17 protein-coding genes and 1 pseudogene are annotated in these 20292 nt (G+C 65.1%); 10 read left to right on the top strand and 8 right to left on the bottom strand.

The genetic code is table 11. The annotated features are described in order from the left end of the window. Both HV773_RS36665 and HV773_RS20810 read left to right on the top strand, forming a co-directional pair. Positions 1–249: hypothetical protein (locus tag HV773_RS36665; RefSeq protein WP_217481926.1), on the top strand; the 249-nt coding region annotated here is incomplete at its 5' end. Between the two features lie 163 nt (positions 250–412). After that, positions 413–1138, top strand: coding sequence for a hypothetical protein (locus HV773_RS20810; protein ID WP_129562006.1), 726 nt, complete (start codon positions 413–415; stop codon positions 1136–1138). Positions 1139–1204: 66 nt separating this feature from the next. On the opposite strand, the gene HV773_RS20805 is transcribed toward HV773_RS20810, so the two are convergent. From HV773_RS20805 to HV773_RS20790, 4 genes are read right to left on the bottom strand one after another with little or no spacing between them, the layout of a single operon-like run. Beyond that, the gene (locus tag HV773_RS20805; RefSeq protein ID WP_129562007.1) at positions 1205–2587 is read right to left on the bottom strand and encodes an ATP-binding protein; all 1383 of its coding nucleotides are present in this window, start codon (positions 2585–2587) and stop codon (positions 1205–1207) included. After that, positions 2563–3228, bottom strand: coding sequence for a response regulator transcription factor (locus HV773_RS20800; RefSeq protein ID WP_129562008.1), 666 nt, complete (start codon positions 3226–3228; stop codon positions 2563–2565). Before HV773_RS20800 ends, HV773_RS20805 begins: the two co-directional genes overlap by 25 nt. Positions 3229–3264: 36 nt before the next feature. Further along, complete coding sequence (locus tag HV773_RS20795; RefSeq protein WP_129562009.1) at positions 3265–3702, bottom strand: hypothetical protein; 438 nt, start codon at positions 3700–3702, stop codon at positions 3265–3267. Positions 3703–3730: 28 nt separating this feature from the next. After that, entirely contained in the window at positions 3731–4513 is a 783-nt protein-coding gene (locus tag HV773_RS20790) for a COG4705 family protein (protein ID WP_129562010.1), read from the bottom strand. A 451-nt stretch (positions 4514–4964) separates the two neighbouring features. On the opposite strand from HV773_RS20790, the gene HV773_RS20785 reads away from it, so the two are divergent. The 3 genes from HV773_RS20785 (at position 4965) to HV773_RS20775 (ending at position 8727) form a co-directional block, all read left to right on the top strand. Next, complete coding sequence (locus tag HV773_RS20785; RefSeq protein ID WP_129562011.1) at positions 4965–6293, top strand: MFS transporter; 1329 nt, start codon at positions 4965–4967, stop codon at positions 6291–6293. A gap of 62 nt (positions 6294–6355) precedes the next feature. Next, entirely contained in the window at positions 6356–7258 is a 903-nt protein-coding gene (locus tag HV773_RS20780) for a TauD/TfdA dioxygenase family protein (RefSeq protein WP_129562012.1), read from the top strand. Between the two features lie 44 nt (positions 7259–7302). After that, positions 7303–8727, top strand: coding sequence for an aldehyde dehydrogenase family protein (locus HV773_RS20775; RefSeq protein ID WP_129562013.1), 1425 nt, complete (start codon positions 7303–7305; stop codon positions 8725–8727). Between the two features lie 32 nt (positions 8728–8759). Here HV773_RS20775 and HV773_RS20770 read toward each other — a convergent pair whose 3' ends face one another. Both HV773_RS20770 and HV773_RS20765 read right to left on the bottom strand, forming a co-directional pair. After that, positions 8760–9470: a GntR family transcriptional regulator gene (locus HV773_RS20770; protein ID WP_237164593.1), complete on the bottom strand. Its 711-nt coding sequence runs from the start codon at positions 9468–9470 to the stop codon at positions 8760–8762. Positions 9471–9634: 164 nt separating this feature from the next. Next, positions 9635–10030 (bottom strand): annotated as a pseudogene (locus tag HV773_RS20765) (CoA ester lyase); the annotation flags it as partial. Between the two features lie 263 nt (positions 10031–10293). Here HV773_RS20765 and HV773_RS20760 point away from each other — a divergent pair. Together HV773_RS20760 and HV773_RS20755 are read left to right on the top strand one after the other, a co-directional pair. After that, positions 10294–10986, top strand: a complete 693-nt coding sequence (locus HV773_RS20760) for an acyl-CoA dehydrogenase family protein (protein ID WP_227875388.1) — start codon at positions 10294–10296, stop codon at positions 10984–10986. Positions 10987–11093: 107 nt separating this feature from the next. After that, positions 11094–12770 (top strand): long-chain-fatty-acid--CoA ligase, encoded by a 1677-nt coding sequence (locus HV773_RS20755; protein ID WP_129563330.1) that lies wholly within the window; start codon positions 11094–11096, stop codon positions 12768–12770. A 52-nt stretch (positions 12771–12822) separates the two neighbouring features. Here HV773_RS20755 and HV773_RS20750 read toward each other — a convergent pair whose 3' ends face one another. Further along, positions 12823–13215, bottom strand: coding sequence for a BON domain-containing protein (locus HV773_RS20750; protein ID WP_129562016.1), 393 nt, complete (start codon positions 13213–13215; stop codon positions 12823–12825). 87 nt (positions 13216–13302) lie between these two features. Continuing rightward, the gene (locus HV773_RS20745; RefSeq protein WP_129562017.1) at positions 13303–14418 is read right to left on the bottom strand and encodes a porin; all 1116 of its coding nucleotides are present in this window, start codon (positions 14416–14418) and stop codon (positions 13303–13305) included. Positions 14419–14675: 257 nt separating this feature from the next. Between HV773_RS20745 and HV773_RS20740 the strand changes: the two genes are divergently transcribed. The 3 genes from HV773_RS20740 to HV773_RS20730 all read left to right on the top strand — a co-directional run bounded on the left by HV773_RS20740 (position 14676) and on the right by HV773_RS20730 (position 20267). Then, entirely contained in the window at positions 14676–15290 is a 615-nt protein-coding gene (locus tag HV773_RS20740) for a DUF2889 domain-containing protein (protein WP_129562018.1), read from the top strand. Positions 15291–15506: 216 nt separating this feature from the next. After that, positions 15507–18242 (top strand): winged helix-turn-helix domain-containing protein, encoded by a 2736-nt coding sequence (locus HV773_RS20735; protein ID WP_246282347.1) that lies wholly within the window; start codon positions 15507–15509, stop codon positions 18240–18242. Positions 18243–18386: 144 nt separating this feature from the next. After that, complete coding sequence (locus HV773_RS20730; protein WP_129562019.1) at positions 18387–20267, top strand: feruloyl-CoA synthase; 1881 nt, start codon at positions 18387–18389, stop codon at positions 20265–20267. Positions 20268–20292 lie beyond the last annotated feature (25 nt).

The following is a 20292-nucleotide window of genomic DNA, read 5'->3' as shown; positions in this document are numbered from 1 at the left end:
TCAACACGAAGTGGAGGACGAACCCAAGAAAGACAGAAGCAAACCTCTCTAAAACCGGACATTTCTATTGAGCCGGAAGTCGGACATCTCAATCTGGCCGGGACATTTGGTGTTACGGCTTTTTTGAAATGTCGTGTTCTGGCTATTTGCAGATGTCGTGTTTTTGACTACTGGCAAGCTGGCGCGGATTTCACCCATACGCGCAGCCGAACTACTGACTCCTCGCGGGCGATCCATTTTGAGCCGTGACCGACCAGCAGCATTCTGTCCGTGTCATGATCTGCAGGCGTTGTATTTTCACGTATGGCGTGGCCAGTTGAATCGTGTTGGACAGGTATCTACAAGACTGGCGCGTGCGCGTTACGCGCGCATGCTGCTTGCATAACAATATTGCGCAAACACGGGAATCGATATGAATGTCGACCAGATCTCCAAGTTTCTCGAGGTTCTAAAAAAATTCAAACCCAACGAGAAAGTGGATGCCCTGTATGACGATGTACTCAACGTCTACCTTCCGAAAATCAAGGCCAACGAGCTTCCGGAACGGTACATTATCGTTTGGGATGCTTCCATCATCGCCCGTCTGAGGGCGCTGAAACTGGGTGCGGACAAACAATCCAACGAGCCAATTGCATGGATTCCAAAGCCGCTCGGTGCTGAGATTCCGACAATCTATTTCGGGCAATTGCGTATCACCAAGGATTTCCAGGGTTCGCTAACCGTCAACCAGCAGGCGATCACTGGATTCCCCGAGGCAAAGTTAGTAGGACGACCGATTGAAGTTGTGGCCGCAATGATGGGTCCGGACGTGGACGACGGGATTGGTCCCGATGAAGTCCCCATTCAAATCTTTTGGAGTGACGAAGACAAACGCTGGATCACTGCCAATAACCGCGGTTATGCCGCACATTGTCTTGCAGGCCAGAAACCCCTGCGCCTCTGGCCTCGAGTCGCCGACAAAATGGAGTTAAACCGGCTCAAGGAAGTCGAGGGCAAGGATGGTGCGAAAAGATTCACTTACAGTCCGAATCTGATTACCCGTCTCGGGAAAACTCCCCACGCCTTGCCGTCAACGCAGATCCCGATCACTGCGGGTCCGAATAGTTGGGAAGTCCAGTTGATTGCCCAGGTAAAGTAGCAACGCGACGACTTCCTGGTGGTTCGTCTCTCGATGTCACCAGGAAGCCCCCACTTTCAACCGGCTTCAAATCGACTTCCGGGACACCCAGCCTCGCGCGACCATTGGAACAACGACGGTAACATCCAGACCGATCTGTTTCTCGTCGTCTAAAAAGCCGACGACGATTTCCGCGCCAATGCGATTAGCAATGGCTCGCACGATAGAAAGCCCCAAGCCCGAACCGGGCTGTGCGCTGCCCAGCGCGCGGTAAAACGGGGCAAAAATCCGCTCCCGCTCGGCCACCGGAATACCGGGCCCAGTGTCGCGAACGCGCAGTACGGCACGCTCGTGCTGCGTACTCACTGAGAGATCGACCCGGCCACCTTCCGGTGTGTAGCGGATAGCGTTGTCAACGAGGTTCTTGACCACGGCGATCATGTCAAGCTCGCTGACCCATACCAGGGCGTCCTGCTCGCCTTCGACTCCGATGTCGATATGCCTCGATTCGGCCAGCGGCATGAGGTCTTCCAGAACGCGGCGGTAGATGCCCTGCACGGACACCGGCGACGTCGGCGCTTCGGCCACGGCCTGCGCTCTCGCCAGCGTCAGGAGTTGATCCAGCAGGTTCCTGCCGCGCTCGATCCCTTGCCGAAGCACAGTCAATCGTTCGCGAGCGGGGCCGGACATTTCCGCATCGGCCAGCCGCTCGGCTTGCAGCGACAAAGCCGTCAACGGCGAGCGCAGTTCGTGCGCCGCATCCGCGACGAAGCGGCGCTGGTTGTCCATGGTTTGCGCCACGCGAGCCAACAGGCGATTGATCGCCACCGCAAACGGCCGCACCTCGATGGGTAGATGGCAGTCCTCAACAGGATGCAGTGCCTCCTCGGCACGCTGATCGATTTCCTTCGAGAGTGCCGCGATGGGCCGGAACATCGTGCGCACGAGATCGGCCACGATCAGCAGCAGAACCGGCACGAGGATCAGAAAAGGCGTCACGGCGCGAAGCGCGCCGTCGCGGGCAATTTCATTGCGGAAACCTGACTCCTGAGCCACGGCGATGCGCTCCCCAGCGGCCGTCGTTTTGATCAGCACCCGGAAAGTTTCGCCGCTGACGTCGAGCGTTTGCAGTCCATCAGCCAGCGTGGCCGGCAAGGCAAGCGCCCCGCCCTCGTCCACGCCCGCCGTGGATGCATTTCCGTCGCCGAGACGTTGCACGATCACGCGCGATTCGTCGTCGCCTTCTTTGATGGGAGGATGCGTGGCCGGATGGCGCGGTGACAGGCGCTGTTGGTCCATCAGCTGTGCCACCTGGCGCAAGACATCGTCTTGGAGTTCGTGCGCCTCGTCGAAGGCTGACAGGAACGAGAAAACAGCGGCCACCATCGCCACGACAAGAATGGCTACCGACAGCGTGACGGACAGCTTCAGTTGAACCGACTCGTTCAAGCGTTTTTTGAAACCATCCATCCCACTCCCCTCACATTCTTGATGACGTCACTGCCCAGCTTGCGCCGTAGTGCATGGATCAGAAATTCGACGGCATTGCTTTCGACTTCTTCTCCCCAGCCGTAAATCCGGTCCTCCAGTTCGCTGCGAGACAGAATGGCTCCCGGTCGAACCAGCAGCGCCTGCAGCAATGAGAACTCGCGGTTGGACAGCCGCACCGTCGGGCCGCCATGGGCGCCGGCCTCTTTGGTGGCCGGATCGAGCGACACCACGCCGTTGCTGAGAATAGGCGCGGCATGGCCGCCCTTGCGCCGCAGCACGGCCCGCATGCGGGCCAGCAGTTCCGCCATTTCGAAGGGCTTGAGCACGTAATCGTCCGCGCCGCCGTCGAGACCGCGCAGACGGTCGTCGAGGCCATCGCGCGCGGTGATGATGACCACGGGAACCGGGTTGTCCCCGGCGCGGATACGGGTCAGCACGTCCAGCCCATCCTTGCCGGGCAGGCCCAGGTCGAGCAGAACCAGATCATAGTGCTGATACCCCAGCGTCGTGAGCGCGGTTTGTCCGTCCTTCACCCAGTCGGCGGCATAGGACGCATCCTTCAATGCGCCCTCGATCGCTTCGCCGATCATGGGGTCGTCTTCGACCAGCAATACCCGCATCCGCCCTCCTTTCCCTATCGTCGTTCAATTCGTCATTCAATGCCGGCCTTCGAGCGCGTCGAAGGTTTTGAGCAGATTGGCCATCGCGGCCTTGCAATCGGCCTGATTCGGCGCGTCGGCGCGCAGTGCGGCCAGCGCTTTGTCGATGGACTTGTCGAGCACATGCCAGTCATCGGCGGCACGAGGTTTCAAGCCCGCCTCGGACGAGTCCCAGGTCAGCTCCAAATCCTTGATGCGGGCCTTGGCTGCGGGCAAATCGCCTTTGTCCACGAGCGCGGCAACGTCAGTGGCGATGGCCCGGAACGCCGCCAAATCGCCGAGCTTCGAGGCGGCTTGAGCGGATGGGGCGGACGCCGCGCCGCTGGCCATATTGCTAGCGGAATCGGCGGACCTGGAGCAGCCGCTCGCCAGCGCGAGGAGCAAGGTGGCCGATACGGCGATCATGGGACGTGCGAATGTGTATTTTGTGGGCATGACTTCTCCTTGAATAGTGGCAAGAGGCTTATTCGGCGACCTGGGCCGATCGACTGTTGTTCATCCCGACCTGAGCGATGGCCACGAGCATGACGATCACCGAGAGGAACAAGGCGCTGGTCCACATGGCGCCCATGCCGAGGCCGCCGTAGCTCTTGGCCTGCGTGAGCAGATCACCGAGCGCGGCGCCGAACGGGCGTGTCAGGATGTAGGCGATCCAGAACGTCAGCACGGCGTTGCCGCCCATGCGCCACACCGCATAGGTCACGCCGATCAGCGCACCGAATGCGAGCGCGCCGAAGCTGAAGCCAAGGCCCAACGCCTCGGTCGCCAGATCGCCGGCCGCCGTCCCCAGAGCGAAGGTGCACAGGATGGCGGCCCAGTAAAACAACTCGCGACGGCGCGTGACGATGTCGTGGATAGAGAGCGTGCGCTCGACCCGATACCAGACGAGAAAGATCGCGGCGAGCGCGATGGCGAACACGGAGGTGCTGACGTACAGGCTGACCCCGAGGCCGTCGGTCAGCAGATCGGTGATCTGCGTGCCGACCACGCTGACGAGCACGACGGTCAACCAGTAAATCCACGGGGTGTAGCGGCGGGTGCGCAACTGCGCGAACAAGGCGGCCGCCAACAGGGCCGCCATGACCGAGCGCGTGACGCCCTGGCCCCAACCCGCATTGACCGCGAGGAAGTCCGCCCCTGTCTCGCCCACCGTGGTGGACATGATCTTGATGATCCAGAACGCCAGCGTGACTTCCGGGACTTTGTTGAGCCAGCCCGTCGATCGCGGCATGGGCAATGGGTTCATGGTGTTCTCCTGCCAGGGTGAAAGGGATTGGCAGGCAGTCTGAGCACGCTGACTTAGCCCGGCCATAGGCCCGGCGGACGCAACGACGGCGCCCGTCCATCCCGGCCAGTGCGCGCCCGCCCCGGAGGGCATCCTCCCGGTCCGCCGCGCCGGTGCCGCCCCCATTCAGGAAGGCGTCCTACCCAGCACGGGGGGGTGCTCCGGACGGCTCCCCCCCTAACCTGCAAACCGGCATACGCAATCGTGACGACAAGCCGTTCGGCACGCGTTGTCCAAAAAACAAGGAGACACCATGGCAGCCATGATTGCCCGGCCCCGCGAGCGCGCGCCTTCGCGCCCTCTTTCGACTTCGCTGTTTCTGTGCACCTTCACGCGGCGATCGCAGCCACTGGCGCGCACCTGAGCGCCCAGGCCGCCCTTGCCTCGCATGCCGAACCACGAGACCGCGCTCATGTCCGCTTCCCCCGCTTTCCCCGCTTCCTCCGCTTATCAGCCCAAACCTGCCTGGATCATCGCTGCCCTGCTCACCGGGCTTGCCATGATCAACTTCCTGGACAAGATCGTCCTCGGCATGGTGGCCGTGCCGCTCATGGCCGAGATGCATCTTTCGCCGGCACAGTTCGGCCTCGTCGCCGGTAGTTTTTTCTGGCTCTTCTCGACCTCCACGGTCATCGTCGGCTTCCTCTCGAATCGCATTGCGACGCGCTGGATCCTGCTTGCCATGGGCGCGAGCTGGTCGATTCTCCAGTTGCCACAGGCATTCACAGACAGCGCGGCCGCCCTGCTCATCTGCCGCGTTTTGCTCGGCGCCGCCGAAGGCCCTTCGTTTCCGACTTCGGTTCACGCCTTGTTCAAGTGGTTTCCGGACCAGAAGCGCAGTGTCCCGGTCGCCATCGTCAATCAGGGCGCGGTTCTCGGCATGATCCTGGCCGGCGTGGGCATTCCGCTCATCACCTTGCGCTGGGGTTGGCGCGTCAACTTCTTCGTGCTCGCCGCAACCGGCTGCGTCTGGTGCGTGCTATGGCTGTGCTTCGGCCGCGAGGGCGCGCTCGGCGCGCAGACGGGCAGTTCGCGCGCCCGGGTCGAGACTGATCCGGCTGCGCAGACGCCCGAGCGCCTGCCGTACCTCAGGATCCTCACGGACGCCTCCGTGCTCTGCGTATTCCTGCTCGGCTTCGTTGCCTACTGGCTGCTGGGCCAGACCATCACCTGGCTGCCCACCTATCTGGAGAAAGGGCTCGGTTTCAGCAGCATCGTTGCGGGCCGCTGGTTCGCGCTTGTCATCGCTTTTGCGGCGCCCGTCGTCGTGGGGCTGAGCATGCTGTCGCAGTCGATGATGAAGCACGGCGCAACCACGCGCGAAGCCCGCGCCCGGCTGTCGTGCGTCACGATGATCGCCGGCGCCTTGCTGTTCATCGCGCTCGCGACCGTCGAGCTGACACCGCTTCAGAAGGTCCTCTGCTATGCCATGGCCGGCGCGCTGCCCATGCTGTGCCTCACGCTCGCACCCGCCATGCTTGCCGAGATGGTGCCGCTGGCCCAGCGCGGCTCGGTCATCGCCATCAATACGGCCGTATCGAGTCTCGGCGCCGCCGTGGGGCCAGCCGTGGCGGGCCGCATCATCCAGTCGCACACAAACGCGGGCAGTCATGCCTATGAACTTGGCATCCTCGTGACCGCGGTTCTGCTGATCGTGGCCGCGCTCGTCGCGCTACGCTGGCTGCATCCGGAGCGCTCGATGCGCACGCTCAACCGCGAATCGGCGCCGCTCGCCGCGTGATGCCCGACCGATCATCAAGTCATCAAGCGGCCGAACACAAACATTCAATCTGGAGACTCGATATGCAAGCAACCGTTAGCGCAGCGGCCACCGGGGCGTCCAGCGAAAGCTGGCCGTTCACCGTCACCCGTCAAACCCCGACCATCGGCGCCGAGATCAGCGACATCGACTTGCGCGAGCCGCTCGACGACGCGACCTACCTCGCCCTGCGCCGTGCGCTCCTCAAGTACAAGGTGCTGTTTTTCCGCGATCAGGACATCACGCCGGCCCAGCACGTCGCGGTGGCGCGCCGCTTTGGCGAACTCGAGGTGCACCCGACGTTCCCGCACCACCCCGACCACCCCGAGCTCGTGATCCTGGGCCGCGGCGACGCCAAGCGCGGGCGCGAAAATCTCTACCACACGGACGTCTCGTGGCGCGAGATTCCGTCGATGGGCTCGATGCTGCGCTGCGTGCAATGCCCCGAAGTCGGCGGCGACACCATGTGGATCAACATGGTCGCGGCGTATGAAAACCTGCCCGAGGAAGTCAAGACGCTGATCGCCGACCTGAAGGCGGTGCACGATTTCCTGCCGCTGTTCGGCATCGTGGTGCCCGAGGACCAGCACGAGACGATGAAAAAGCGCTTTCCGCCGGCAACGCATCCGGTCGTGCGCACGCACCCGGAAACCGGCGAAAAGATTCTGTACGTCAACGAGGCTTTCACGACCCATCTCGCCAACTACGGCCACAAGACGGTCGAGCGCTACCGCGTGGGCTTCGATTTCAAGCTTGCCGAGATGGAGCTGCTGCAATACCTGTTCCGCCAGGCGCAGTCGCCCGAGTATCAGGTGCGCCTGAAGTGGCAGCCGAACACGATCGCCTTCTGGGACAACCGGTCGTGCCAGCACTACGCGATCCAGGACTACTTCCCCGCCGTGCGCCAGATGATGCGCGCGACCGTGATCGGCGACCGGCCGTTCTGAGCACCGTATCGACATCGAGCCAATCTTTCGACAACCAGCACACCATGACAACCTTGAACCGTTTCTATATCGGCGGCGAGTGGGTCGAGCCCTCGCCCGGCGCCACCTTCTTCGACATCGTCGACCCGGCCAGCGAAGAGCGCACCGGCAAGCTCGCGATGGGCACCGGGCAGGACGCCGATCGCGCTATTGCTGCCGCGCGCCAGGCCTTTGCTTCGTGGTCCGAATCGAGCCGTGAAGAGCGAATTGCCCTGCTCGAGCGCATCGCCGAAATTTATCAGCGCCGCATGCCCGAGATCGCCGAGGCCGTGCGCAAGGAAATGGGTGCGCCGGTATTCCTGTGCAACGCCTTGCAGGCGCCGATCGGCCTCATGCAACTGCAGGCGTCCATCGAGACGCTGCGCCATTTCGAGTTCGAAACCACCCACGCCAAGAGCTACGTGCGCCGTGAAGCGATCGGCGTCGCGGCGCTCGTCACGCCGTGGAACTGGCCAATGAACCAGATCGTGGCGAAGGTCGCGCCCGCACTGGCGGCTGGGTGCACTGTCGTGCTCAAGCCCTCGGAGATCACGCCGCTCGACGCGATGATCTTCGCCGAGATCATGCACGAGGCCGGCACACCGGCGGGCGTGTTCAACCTCGTGTTCGGCGAGGGCCGCGTCGTGGGCGCGCGCCTGTCTTCGCATCCCGACGTGGACATGGTGTCCATCACGGGTTCAACACGGGCCGGCGTCGAAGTGGCGATCAGCGCGGCGCCCACCGTGAAGCGCGTGACCCAGGAACTGGGCGGCAAGTCGGCCTTGCTGATACTCGACGACGCAGACCTGAAAGCCGCGGTCGCGAGCGGCGTCGCGCAATGCATGGCGAACTCCGGGCAGACCTGCGTCGCCCCCACCCGCATGCTGGTTCAGCGCTCGCGCTACGAGGAGGCGCTCGCCATCGCGGCTGCGGCCGCGAACGCGGTGACGGTGGGCGACCCTGCAGATCCGGCCACGCGCATGGGACCCATCTCCAATCGTGGGCAATACGAAAAGGTTCAGCACATGATCGCCGTTGGCATCGAGGAAGGCGCGCGCGTGGTGGCGGGCGGACCTGGCCGGCCCGATGGGCTCACGCGCGGCTTCTACGCGCGGCCGACGATTTTTGCCGACGTGCGCAACGACATGACGATTGCGCGCGAGGAAATCTTCGGCCCCGTGCTCGTCATGATTCCCTATGACGACGAGGAGGAAGCCATCCGCATCGCCAACGACAGCATCTACGGTCTGGCGGGGTATATCGCCTCGGGCGATCCCGAGCGCGCGCGCAAGGTGGCGGCGCGGCTGCGCGTGGGCTCGGTGCGCATTAACGGCGCGATGCTCGACATCACGGTGCCGTTCGGCGGCTACAAGACCTCGGGCAACGGGCGCGAGTACGGCGCCGAAGGGCTGGCGGAGTTCCTGGAGTGCAAGTCGGTGACGACGATGTAAAGCCGCCGCGCCCTGGGTGCACCCAAGCACACTCAGGGCGCGAGCGGCGTTGAGTCGCGTTTGAGTTGATGTGCGATGGCGATGCGGCTGGCCGGATAGATCGTGTCGGTGATTTCGAGGATCTTCCCGGCGGCGTCCTTGTAGTGGCGCAGCAGCCGCATGCCAGCCGACCCGGCCGGCACGCCTAGCACTTCGGCGAGCGGCGCTTCAATCAGCGTTGCGGTCACAACCTGGTGAATCTCGGCGATGGCCCTACCGGTTTCCCGTTCGATCAGAAAGCTGACCAGAACCTCGGGATGGCCGACGATCTCGTCGGCGAGACGCGACAGCGTGGCGTCGATGTAGATGTCGGCCCAGGCGAGCGGCTCCCCGCCCTTCCTTGCATCGACGCGCGTGCCCGCGAGCAGCAGCCAGTCGCTCCCGAACGGGGCATCGAGCCGCCGGGCGGTTGCACGGTCAAGCGTGACGTCACGCCTGTCCCGGATCGAGCGTACTTCGGTTGCCGCAACCCGCACGAGATCGTCGATGGTCGAAAACGACTGGCTATACGCGGCACGTGGATTGGCGCTCGTCACCATGGTCCCGACCGACTTCCTGCGCGAGATGTAGCCCAGATCCTGAAGCAGCTTGAGCGAGGCACGCACCGTATGACGGCTCACGCCGTGCAGACCGGCCAGTTCGTGCTCGGTGGGCAGCAGGCTGCCCACCACGCGTCGGCCGCTCGCGATTTCCTTGACGAGCATGCTCGCCAGTTCCGCATAGCGTGTTGATGCGCCTGCTGCTGAGGCGGCGGACGGTTCGGTTTGGCTCGGACTACGCATGAGGTAACGGTGTCGAGGATAGAAAGGCAGGGGCTGAGTGGTGGCCGGGTGGGGGCGATTGTACGCTTGCGCGGGTCCCGCCCAAGCCGCATGGCTTCGACGATAGGCAGGATCTGCGCGGGATAGATGTTCCACATGCGTAGAAAACCGTACTCGTTGTGCGCGCGCGCCGCATCGGTGCCGATGACCACGGCGTCCTTGAGGTTCAGGCAGACGTTGTGCGACGGCACGATGCCGTTCGCGAGCGCGGCCGCCACCACATCCGCCTTGGCGCGCCTGAGCAGCGCGTGCTCGAACTGCCCGGGGCTGCGCATCGCCGCTGCGGGAATCGCACCGTGATGGCCGCTTACGAAGTCCATCAGGCCAAAGTCCAGCACTTCGATATGCGGCAGTTCGGCGATCCGGAACACGTCGCGCAGCGCACCGTGTGTTTCGATCAGCACATGCACCGGCACGCGCTTTTTCAGGCCGGCCCGGTGGGCTGCCTGATCGACGTACTCGATCACCTGCTTCATCTCTTCCCTGATTCCGATATGCCGGCGCACTCGCCGACGTCGCCAAAATGTACGTACATATTTGCGCCCACTGAGAATACTGTCAACCGCCAGGAGGCACTCAATCCGCGCGAATTACAGACCCACCCATCTCGGGTGGGCGGACAGAAAACGCTTGCGCCGAGTGGGTGTCAGGCAGCTACTATGTACGAACATATCGCCCAATCTCGATGACCGCCAAGGAGCGTCCGGTGCACATACTGTCCGATGACCGCCGCATGATTCAGGAAACGGCGCGCCAGTTCGCGATGGAGCACGTCATGCCGCTCGCGAAACGGCTCGATCCTGAGAAAGGCAAGATCCCGCGCGAGCTGATCGACGAAATGGCCGAACTCGGTTATTTCGCCATCCTCATTCCCGAGGCGTATGGCGGGCTCGGGCTGGGCGCCTACGAGTACTGCCTGGTGGCCGAACAGCTCTCGCGCGCCTGGATGAGCGTGGGCAGCCTGATCGCACGGTGCAAGGGGCTGATCGGCGCGCTCAAGGCGCTTTCGCCCGAGCAGAAGGCCGAGTATCTGCCGGGCATGGTGCGCAAGACCTTCGGCCAGCCGATCGCCGACCACCAGGCCGTGCAATTCATGCTGGCCGAATGCGCGATGGACATCTATGCAGCGAAATCGATGATCCGCCATTGCGCCTGGCTCGTCGACGAAGGCCGCCCCGCGACCAAGGAAGTGTCGATCGTGAAGGCGAGCGCAACGGAGATGGTTGGCCGCGTGATGGATCGCGCCATTCAGATCCACGGCGGCATGGGGCTGACCAATGAATTGCGGCTCGAAGCCGGATTTCGCTGGGCCCGCACGATGCGCATTCCAGACGGCACCTCGGAAATCCAGCGGCGCACGATCGCGCGCCGGCTGCTCGACGGCGACACGGCGTTCTGAGCGCGACGTTCATTCAATCGAATCATCAGGAGACAGACATGGCTCAAGGCAATGTACCTCGGGGCAACGTGCCAGGCGACGTCGTGCAACACCCTTGCGGTCCGCTCATGGCCGACCGCCGCTTCTTGCAGCCCGGCGTGCCGGATCGCTTTCATCCGCCGGAGACGACGCTCTACGAAAATCTCGAACTCTCCGCCCGCCGCTTTCCCGACAAGGTCGCCATCCACTTTTATGGATGCGCCGTCACCTATCGCGCCTTGCTGGAGCAGGTCGAGCGCATGGCCGGCTATTTGCAGCACGTTTGCGGCGTCGCGCGCGGCGATCGCGTTGCGCTGCTCAGCCAGAACAGCCCGCAATGCATTGCCGCTTATTTCGCCATACTAAGAGTCAATGCCGTGGTGGTTCCAGTGAACGCGATGCTGCTCGAAGACGAGCTCCGCCATATCGTCACGGATAGCGGCACGGTCGCCGTGTTTGTGGCAAGCGAGCTGCTCGGCAACATCCTGCCGCTGGTGGGCACGACCTCGCTGCGCAATGTGATCGTGCACGCCTACGGCGACGTCCTGCCCGACGACGATGCCGGCTTCACCATTCCCGACTGGGTCAAGCAGCGCTCGGGCAACGGCGCGCTGCCGCCCGGCGTCGTGCGGTGGTCGCAAACGCTGGATCACGCGCATACGCCGGCGCCGCACGTCGGCGCACCCGACGATCTCTGCATGCTGCCCTACACATCCGGCACGACGGGCAAGCCCAAAGCCTGCATGCACACGCATCGCACCATCATGGTTTCGGTCGCCGGATCGCAGTTGTGGCGTCGCTCGCATGCCGAGTCGGCCTTCCTCGCGGTTGCGCCGATGTTCCATCTGCTCGGCCTGCAGAACGGCCTCAATTGCCCCATCTACATGGGCGGCACGATCGTGCTGCTGCCGCGTTGGGACGCGCGTGCCGCGGCCGATCTGATCGCTCGCCACCGCGTGACGTTCTGGGCCGCGCCGCCACCGATGCTGGTGGAGTTCTTCTCTCAGCCGGGCCTGGAGGACTTCGATTTGCGCAGCCTGAGCGTGGTGGTCGGCGGCGGCGCGGCCGTACCGGAACACATCGCGAAGCTCATGCTCGAGCGCTACGGCCTGCAGTTCGTGGAGGGCTACGGGATGACCGAAACGGCGTCGTTCCTGATCTCGAATCCGCTGCACGCCTCGCAGCCCGGGCATCTGGGCGTGCCGACCTATGGCGTGGACGCCCGCGTGGTCGATCCCGTCACGCGCACGCTCGTAGCCGAGGGCGAGATGGGTGAGATCGTGGTGCACGGCGCGCAGATCATGCTCGAGTACTGGAACAAGCCCGAGGCCAATGAGGAAAGTTTCTTCGTCATGGACGGCAAGCGGTTCTTGCGCACCGGAGACCTCGCCAGCATCGAGGCGAACGGCTACTTCCGCATGCGCGACCGGCTCAAGCGCATGGTGAACGCCTCGGGATACAAGGTCTGGCCGGCGGAAGTCGAAGCGACCCTGTACACGCATCCGGCGATTCTGGAGGCTTGCGTGATCGGGGCGCGCGATGCGCATCGCGGAGAAACGGTCAAGGCCGTCATCGTGCTGAAGGCAGATGCGCAGAACGTCACCGAGACTGCGCTGCTAGCGTGGTGCCGCGCGAACATGGCGACGTACAAGGCGCCGCGCATCGTGCAGATCGTGGCGAAGCTGCCTCGTTCGGCAACCGGCAAGATCGCATGGCGGGAGTTGCAGGAACAGGAGATGGAGCGCGCGCCGGAGGCGGGAACCTGAAGCGGGTTGCGCCCGGGGAGCTGCGGTGCAGTCCCCGGGAAGGCTGTCGAAATCAGAACGTCGACAGCGTCAACGTATTGGTCACCGACGTTACGCCCGCCACGCCTTCGGCCACATGCGTGGCCTGTTCGATCTGCGACTGCTCGGGCACCCAGCCCTGCAGCGCCACGGCGCCGTCGTGCGCGCGCACGGTGATGCCGGCCGCGCGCAAGCCCTTCGCCTTCCCGAGCGCGTTCAGCACGCGGCGGCGCAATGCCCGGTCGGCCGCCTTCTCGGCCTTCGAATTCGCCGGTGTGGCGGCGGGCATGCTTGCCGCTGCCGGCGCCATTGCGGGTACCACCGCGGGTACCGATGACGTAGACGCACCATCCTGCGCATGCGCTTGCAGTGCGCAAGCGAGAAGCGTCGCCAGAGCAAGCGCCTGACCAGCTCGAATGTTCTTCATCCTGATCCCTCTTGTTTAAGTTTAAGTGCGTTGTGGACGGGGGCGCGCGGCAATCCTGCCCGCGCTGTATCCCGGATTGCTGTCGAATCAGAAGCGATGCGTCATGCCCAGCGCGACCAGCACCTGAGTCGCATTAGCGCCGTTCGCCGTGACGCCCGGCCAGGTCATCGTCGCGGAACCGTTGTTCTTCATGTAGCCAGCGCGCATGTAGAGCGCGGTGCGCTTTGACAGGTTGTGATCGACGCCCACTTCCACGCCCACCGTGTTGTCATGCGCGCCGCGCACGTTGCGTTCAACGCCCGCGATTTCGATGGCATCGGCCGCAGTCGCCTGAATCGTCGCGCCCAATTCCATGAGGCTGTTCGAGTGGTCCGCGCCGAGCAGCGCCGCGAGCGAGCGTGACGACGCGTCGTGCGGCTTGTTATAGGCGTAGTTGAACGTCAGATTGACGATGCCGAAGCGATAGCCGATCGCGCCCGTGTAATGCTCGGTGCCCAGCAGGTTGAGCGCGGCCGGCAGACCCGGAAGCGTCTCGGTGCCCGGGTGCTGATACTGATACGCGATACCCGCGTACAGTCCATAGCCCGAGTACGACGCGGCGAGGTCGAGCGTGTTGCCCGAGGTTTGCGGCACCGGCTGAGTCACCGTGGCCGCGAAGCCGTACATCGCATAAGCCTGGAACCCCGAAATATTCGGCGATTTGTAGAGAATCGCGTTGCTGGTGCGGCCCGTGACGTACTGCGTGGCGAGCGTATTACGGTCGACAGCCAGCACGCCCGCCGAGAGCGGCGAGAGAATTTCGTTGCCGCGGAACGGATCGGTCGGATAGACGATCCAGAAGGTCGGCTGATAGACGCGGCCGAACGTGAGGGTGCCGTACCGGTCATTCGTCAGACCGACCCAGGCCTGCCGATAGAAGATCGAGCTGGTGTTGGCGAACAAGGTGCCGTTATTGACGTTGAAGCCGGTCTCGACGTCGAAGATCGCCTTCAGGCCGTTGCCGAGTTCCTCGCTGCCCTTGAGGCCGAACATCGAACCCGTGTTGCCGCCGCTGCGCTCCGAATACGCGTGCTGGCCGCCGTTGTCCATGTACTGAAGGAATACATCGGCTACGCCATACAGCGTAACGCTGGACTGCGCCGCCGCTGTCCCCGCGAGCAGCGCCAGGGTGGCCCCACAGATACTCTTGCCGACAATTCGCATGCACGTCTCCTCTTTGTGTTTGCCGCATCGCCCGGATGCGGTGATGGTGGAACTCGTCACGCGGCGCAGTGTTGCAGGGCATCTGTGCAGGGCAACTACCCGAACGGAGTGGGTGTGGGAATACCCCAAGCGATGCGACACTGCGCCTGCGCGGGGCCTGAGCGCGACTACCCGGCACGGGTAGGGACAACACCCAGGGCCTGCGGCCATCATCGTGATATCGCGCCCGTCAGGGCGCTCGCCAGGAGCCAGCAGCGATGCCAGAGAACCCCACCCCCACCGCCGCGCGACGGCTGGCGCATACGCGCCAGATCGTCTGCACCGGATACGCGCGCGAGGACGGCCTCTACGACATCGAGGCCACCATGCGGGACACCAAGGGGCACCCTGCGACCATGCTGTTCAAGGAAGTGCCGCCCGGCGAGCCGATTCACGACATGTGGCTCAGGATCACCGTCGACGGCGACCTCGTGATTCACGATGCCCGCGCGCTCACCCATGCCGCGCCCACGCCGTATTGCACCCATATCAACGCCGCCTACGGAAAGCTGGTCGGCGTGCGCATCGGCAATGGCTTCATGAAGGAGGTCAAGGCGCGGGTTGGCGGCGGCGCGGGCTGCACGCACCTGACCGAACTGCTCGGCCCGATGGCCACCACGGCATTCCAGACCATCATGGGGCTGCGCGACGGCTCGCCCGCGAACATGCTGGTGGGCGAACACGCGCCGCCGCTGCCCATGATCGACACCTGCCACGCCTGGCGCGCGGACGGCGAAGTCGTGCAACTCGTGCGCCGCAACCGGGGCCAGCAAGCCGCGCCGGACTCCACCGGCGCCGACGAGTTCGCCGAGGCCGGGGCACGCCCGGCTTAGCCGCGCCACGACCGCAGCCGCACCGCTGGCAGAGCGTTTCGTGTGCGTTCTCGCGCGCTACAATGACCGGATATCCATTTCGTCATTGGGCGCGTGCAGCCGTAGCCGCGCCTCGACAGAAAGGCGCACGCGAACATGCCGCAATCCTCAGTTCCGTCCGATGAGGGCCGCTCCGACAAGGCCCCCACCCTCCCCACCAGCACCGCATCCCGTGTCATGGCCCCGCGTCACCGAACCCGCGTTGTCGCGCGCGAGCGTCTTGTCGCCCAGCTGATCGAGGCGCGGCGCAAGCGCTGCATCATGCTGCAAGGCCCGGCCGGCTGCGGCAAGACCAGCACGCTGGTCGCCTGGCGCGAGTCGCTCCTGCCGCTCGGCTTCGAACTCGCGTGGCTCACGCTCGCGCCCGAAGACGACGATCTCGCGAGCTTCATCGACTACCTCGTCGCCAGCCTCGCGCAGATCGACCCGGCCATCTGCCGCGAGGCCGCCCTTCTCGGCGGGCGCGGCGTGGACGACGAAGCGGTCGAGCGCACCGTGATCGCGCTGGTGCGCGGCATCGCGGAGCGCTCCGGCGACCTCGCCCTCGTCGTCGACGATCTGCAGCACATCGCCAATCCGCGCAGCCACAAGGCGCTGCAATGGCTGCTCGACTACGCGCCGCCCAACCTGCACCTCGTGCTGGTCTCGCGGGGCACCTTTCCGGTTTCGGTCGGCCGCCTGCGCGACCAGGATCTCGTGCTCGAACTCAACATGCGGGACTTGCGCTTCACGTTCGAGGAATCCGCGCAGTACCTGCGCGCGCAACTGGGCGAAGTCAGCGAACGCGACGCCCGCGAAATGCACGAACTCGCCGATGGCTGGGTGGCGGGTCTGCAGCTGTTCGCCATGCATCTGAAGCGGCACCGCGCGCCCTCCGGCGCGCGCAACGTAACGGAGTCGCTCACCCATACCCATTTGCTCGACGCACACGCACTCGGCGACTACTTCGAGCGCGAAGTGCTGTCCCGCCTCACGGCGAACGAGGTGGAGCTACTGGTGCGCACCTCGGTGTGTGCGCGGCTGTGCTCGTCGCTGTGCGTGGCGCTGGTCGGCGCGGAGCAGTCGCCCCGCGAAGTACTCGCGCTGCTCGAACGCCTCGAGACCGACAATTTGTTCATCGCGCAGATCGAACGCGTGGGCAACGAAACCTGGTATCGCCTCAACCCGCTTTTTCGCGAGACCCTGCTCAACCGCTTCCGGGCCCGTAGCGAGGCGGTGCAGCGCGCGGTGCACCATGCGGCATGGTGCTGGTTCCGCGACCACGATCTGCCCGACGAGGCCGTGCGGCACGCGCTGCAGGCCGGCGAATCAACGGCCGCTGCGAACCTGGTTCTGGAAGTGGCGCGCGGCCTGCAGGTGGCCGGCGATCTGCGCAAGCTGGTCTCGCTCATGCACCTGCTGCCGCATGCGGAGGTCGAAGCGCGCATCGGCTTGCGCATGTGGCGCCTGCAACTGCAGTTGTATGCCCGCGATTTCGAAGCCTGCGCGGCCAGCATCGCGCGGCTCGAAGCCGACATCCCCGCCGGGGACGCCCGCACGCGCTACCGGCTGGCGCTGTTGCGCGCCACGGTCGAGGTGCAGCGCGACGATCCCGACCGGGCGATGGAGCAACTGCCCCTGATCCTGAATGCGCCCCCGGATGCCGACGGCTTCTCGGTTGGCGCGCGCGCCATCCTGCTGTCGTGGTTCTACATGCACTCGGGCGAATACGACGAGGCGCGCGCCGTGCAGCTCGAACCGATGCGCGTGCTGGTCGACGGCGCACCGCTGCTCGGCACCTCGGCCGGCGTGCTCAACAGTCGCTGCATGACCGGCTTCAGCCATGCGCTCGAAGGGCAATTCACCCAGGTCGAGCGCATCAGCCGCGACGTGCTGGCCGAAGCCGAGCAGCGCGGCAGCGGTGCGGCGGAGCCGGCCTGCTTCGCGGCCGCGCTGCTCGGCGAGGCGCTCTACGAGTTCAACGACATCGCCGGCGCGCGACGTCTCGTCGAAGACCGCGTCGATGTGCTCGAGCGCGTGTCCATCCCCGATTCGGTCGTGCGCGTCTTGAGCGTGCTTGCGGCGGCGCACTGGGCGGAAGGCCATCACCTCGACGCATTCGCCTACCTCGAGCGGCTCGATGAATACGCCACGCGGCAAGGCTTGCCGCGGCTCCAGGCTCACAGCCTCGCGGCCCAGGTCCAGTATCACCTGCAAAGCGGCCGGTTCGACGCCGCCGAAGCCGATCTCGCGCGGCTCGACATGATCGCGGCCCGCCTCGCACCCACGCGCCCGCTCACCCACCGCGACGTGCTCGCGCTCGCGGAGCAGGCGCACGTCAACTGGAACATCGCACACGAAGACTTCGAAAGCGCCGCCATGCGCCTGCCGGCGCTCATCGCGCTGTGCGGCGAGCGGGGCCGGCAACATCATGTCGCCCGCCTGCGCCTGCAGTCGGCACTTGTCGACCTGAAGCGCGGACGCACCGAAGCGGCGCACCAGAGCGCGCTCGCCAGCCTGCGGCTTGGCCACCGGCTCGGGCTGGTGCGCAGCATTCTCGACGTCGCACCCGACGTGGTCTCGTTCGCGGAGCAGGTCGTGCGCGCGGAACCCGACGATGCGGTGCTGGCGTTCTATGTCGACCGGCTGCGCCGCGCCGAGGCGGCCGCGAGCGTGCTCGCCGCCCCGCCCGCCCCGGTGCGCAGCGCACGCGGCGCGCTGCCGGGCGTTGCTGAGGCGCTCAGCGAGCGCGAGGCCAAGGTCATCGGCCTGCTCGCGCAGACCTTGCCGAACAAGAAGATCGCCCGAACCCTCGGCATCTCGCCGGAAACGGTCAAGTGGCACCTCAAGAACATCTACGGCAAGCTCGGCGTTTCGAGCCGCGACGAAGCCGTCGCGCGTGTGCGCGATCTCGGTCTCGATCTCGACCAGTAGTCTCCCCCTGTCCCCTCCTCGCTACCCGTCGCGGGTGGTTCGACCCGGTGCCGGGGCCGATATTCTCTGTATCAGGGGTTTGCGCATCGCCTTGGCGGCACAAACCCGGGACAGCCAAAAAAACGTCACAGGAGACACGGCGTAATGACTACGCTCACGCCCAGTTCTGCCCCGGCGGCTGCATTCCGCCCGGTCCGGCTACCCTCGCGGCAAATCCTCGTCGAACGTCGCAGCGACGGCAGTCTGATCCTCCGTTCGGCCAACCCGCCGCCCGCCATTACCCAGACCAGCTTTGCCGACTTCATCGAAGACTGGGCCGCCGTGCGCGGCGACACGACAGCCTTCGCTGAGCGCGACAGCACCGGCGAGTGGCGCCGCCTCAGTTGGCGCGACTTGTGGCAGCAGGTGCGCGCCGTCGGCGCCGCGCTGCTCGAAATGGGCCTCGGCCAGGCGCGCCCGCTGACGCTGCTGTCGGGCAACTCGATCGAGCAGGCCGTGGTGCTGCTCGCGGCCGAGTACGTTGGCATCCCGACAGCGCCGGTTTCGCCGGCCTACTCGACGCTCAGCAAGGACTTTGCGCGCCTGAACGGCGTGATCGACATGGTGCCGCCGGCCGCGCTCTTCGTGCAGGACGGCACCACCCTCGAACGCGCGCTCGCCGCCCTCGAGCACACCGGCGCCGCAGTGATCGCCGTGCGCAACGTGCGTGCGGGACAGACCGATTGGGCCACGCTCGCCGCAACCGAACTGACGCCCGCGCGCGCGGCCGCCGTCGCCGCCGCGCATGCGGCCATCTCGCGCGACGCAACGGCGCGTGTGCTCTTCACATCCGGCTCCACCGGCATGCCGAAGGGTGTGAACCTCACCTATGGCAACTTCAAGGCTGTCGCCGCTTACTTTGCCGACAACCTCGCCTTCCTGCGCGAACTCGAACCCGTGTTTCTCGACTGGCTGCCGTGGCACCACGGCCTTGGCGGCGTGCTCAATTTCGGCCGCTCGATCCAGTTCGGCGCGACCCATTTCATCGACGACGGACGCCCGCTGCCCGGCCTCGTTGAGAGGACCGTGCGCAATCTGCGCGAGGTGGCGCCCACCATCTTCACGACTGTGCCGTCCGCGTGGACTGTGCTCGCGAACGAGCTCGAACGTGACGACGCGCTCGCGGCCAATCTGTTCTCGAAAGTCCACTTCTTCGGCTACGGCGGCGCGAGCCTGCCCACCGATGTCTGGCAGCGCATCCAGCGCGTAGCCCAGAAAACCACCGGGGAGCGCATTACCTTTACCACCGGCCTCGCCTGCACGGAAACGTCCGGCATGGGGACGTACTGCGGCTGGCCCGCCGAGACGGTCGGCAACATCGGCACGCCAGCGCCAGGCTCGGAGGTGAAGCTATTGCCCCTTGAAGGCGGCGACGGCCGCTACGAGATCCGCATGCGCGGCGCCAACGTTTTTGGCGGCTATATCAAGCAGCCCGAACTAACTGCAGCCGCATTCGACGAAGAAGGCTTCTTCCGGATTGGCGATGCCGTGCGGCTTGCCGACCCCGAGGATCCTTCGAAGGGCCTGCTGTTCGCGGGCCGCGTGGTGGAAGATTTCAAGCTCACCAACGGCACGTGGGTCCGCACGGGCGCCGTACGGCTCGCGTTGCTCGATCGTTGCGCCCCGCTGCTCACCGACGCCGTGATTTGCGGTCACGACCACGACTACCTGGCGGCCCTCGCGTGGCCCAACGTGGCGGCCTGCAGGCGTCTCGCGCCGGAGCTCGAGGGGCTGGACGCCGAGGCGCTCGTGCAACATCCGCGCGTTGTCGCGGAATTGGGCGAGCGGTTGCGCCGCCAGGGCGCGCAAGGCGCGAGCCTTGCCGTCGAGCGCCTCATGCTGATGGCCGAGCCACCCTCGATGGACGCCAACGAGATTGCCGAGAAAGGCTACGTCAACCAGGCTGTCACGCGCGCGCGCCGCGCCCATCTGATCGACGAGCTCTACGTCCCCGAACCCGCGGAACACATCGCGCGAGCACGTTGAATCAGCGCTTCGAATCCAACGCTAA

Source organism: Paraburkholderia caffeinitolerans (assembly GCF_902859945.1).
GTDB classification, from domain to species: domain Bacteria; phylum Pseudomonadota; class Gammaproteobacteria; order Burkholderiales; family Burkholderiaceae; genus Paraburkholderia; species Paraburkholderia caffeinitolerans.
The sequence above is the reverse complement of the archived record's forward strand: the minus strand, read 5'-3'. Positions and strand labels throughout refer to the sequence as shown.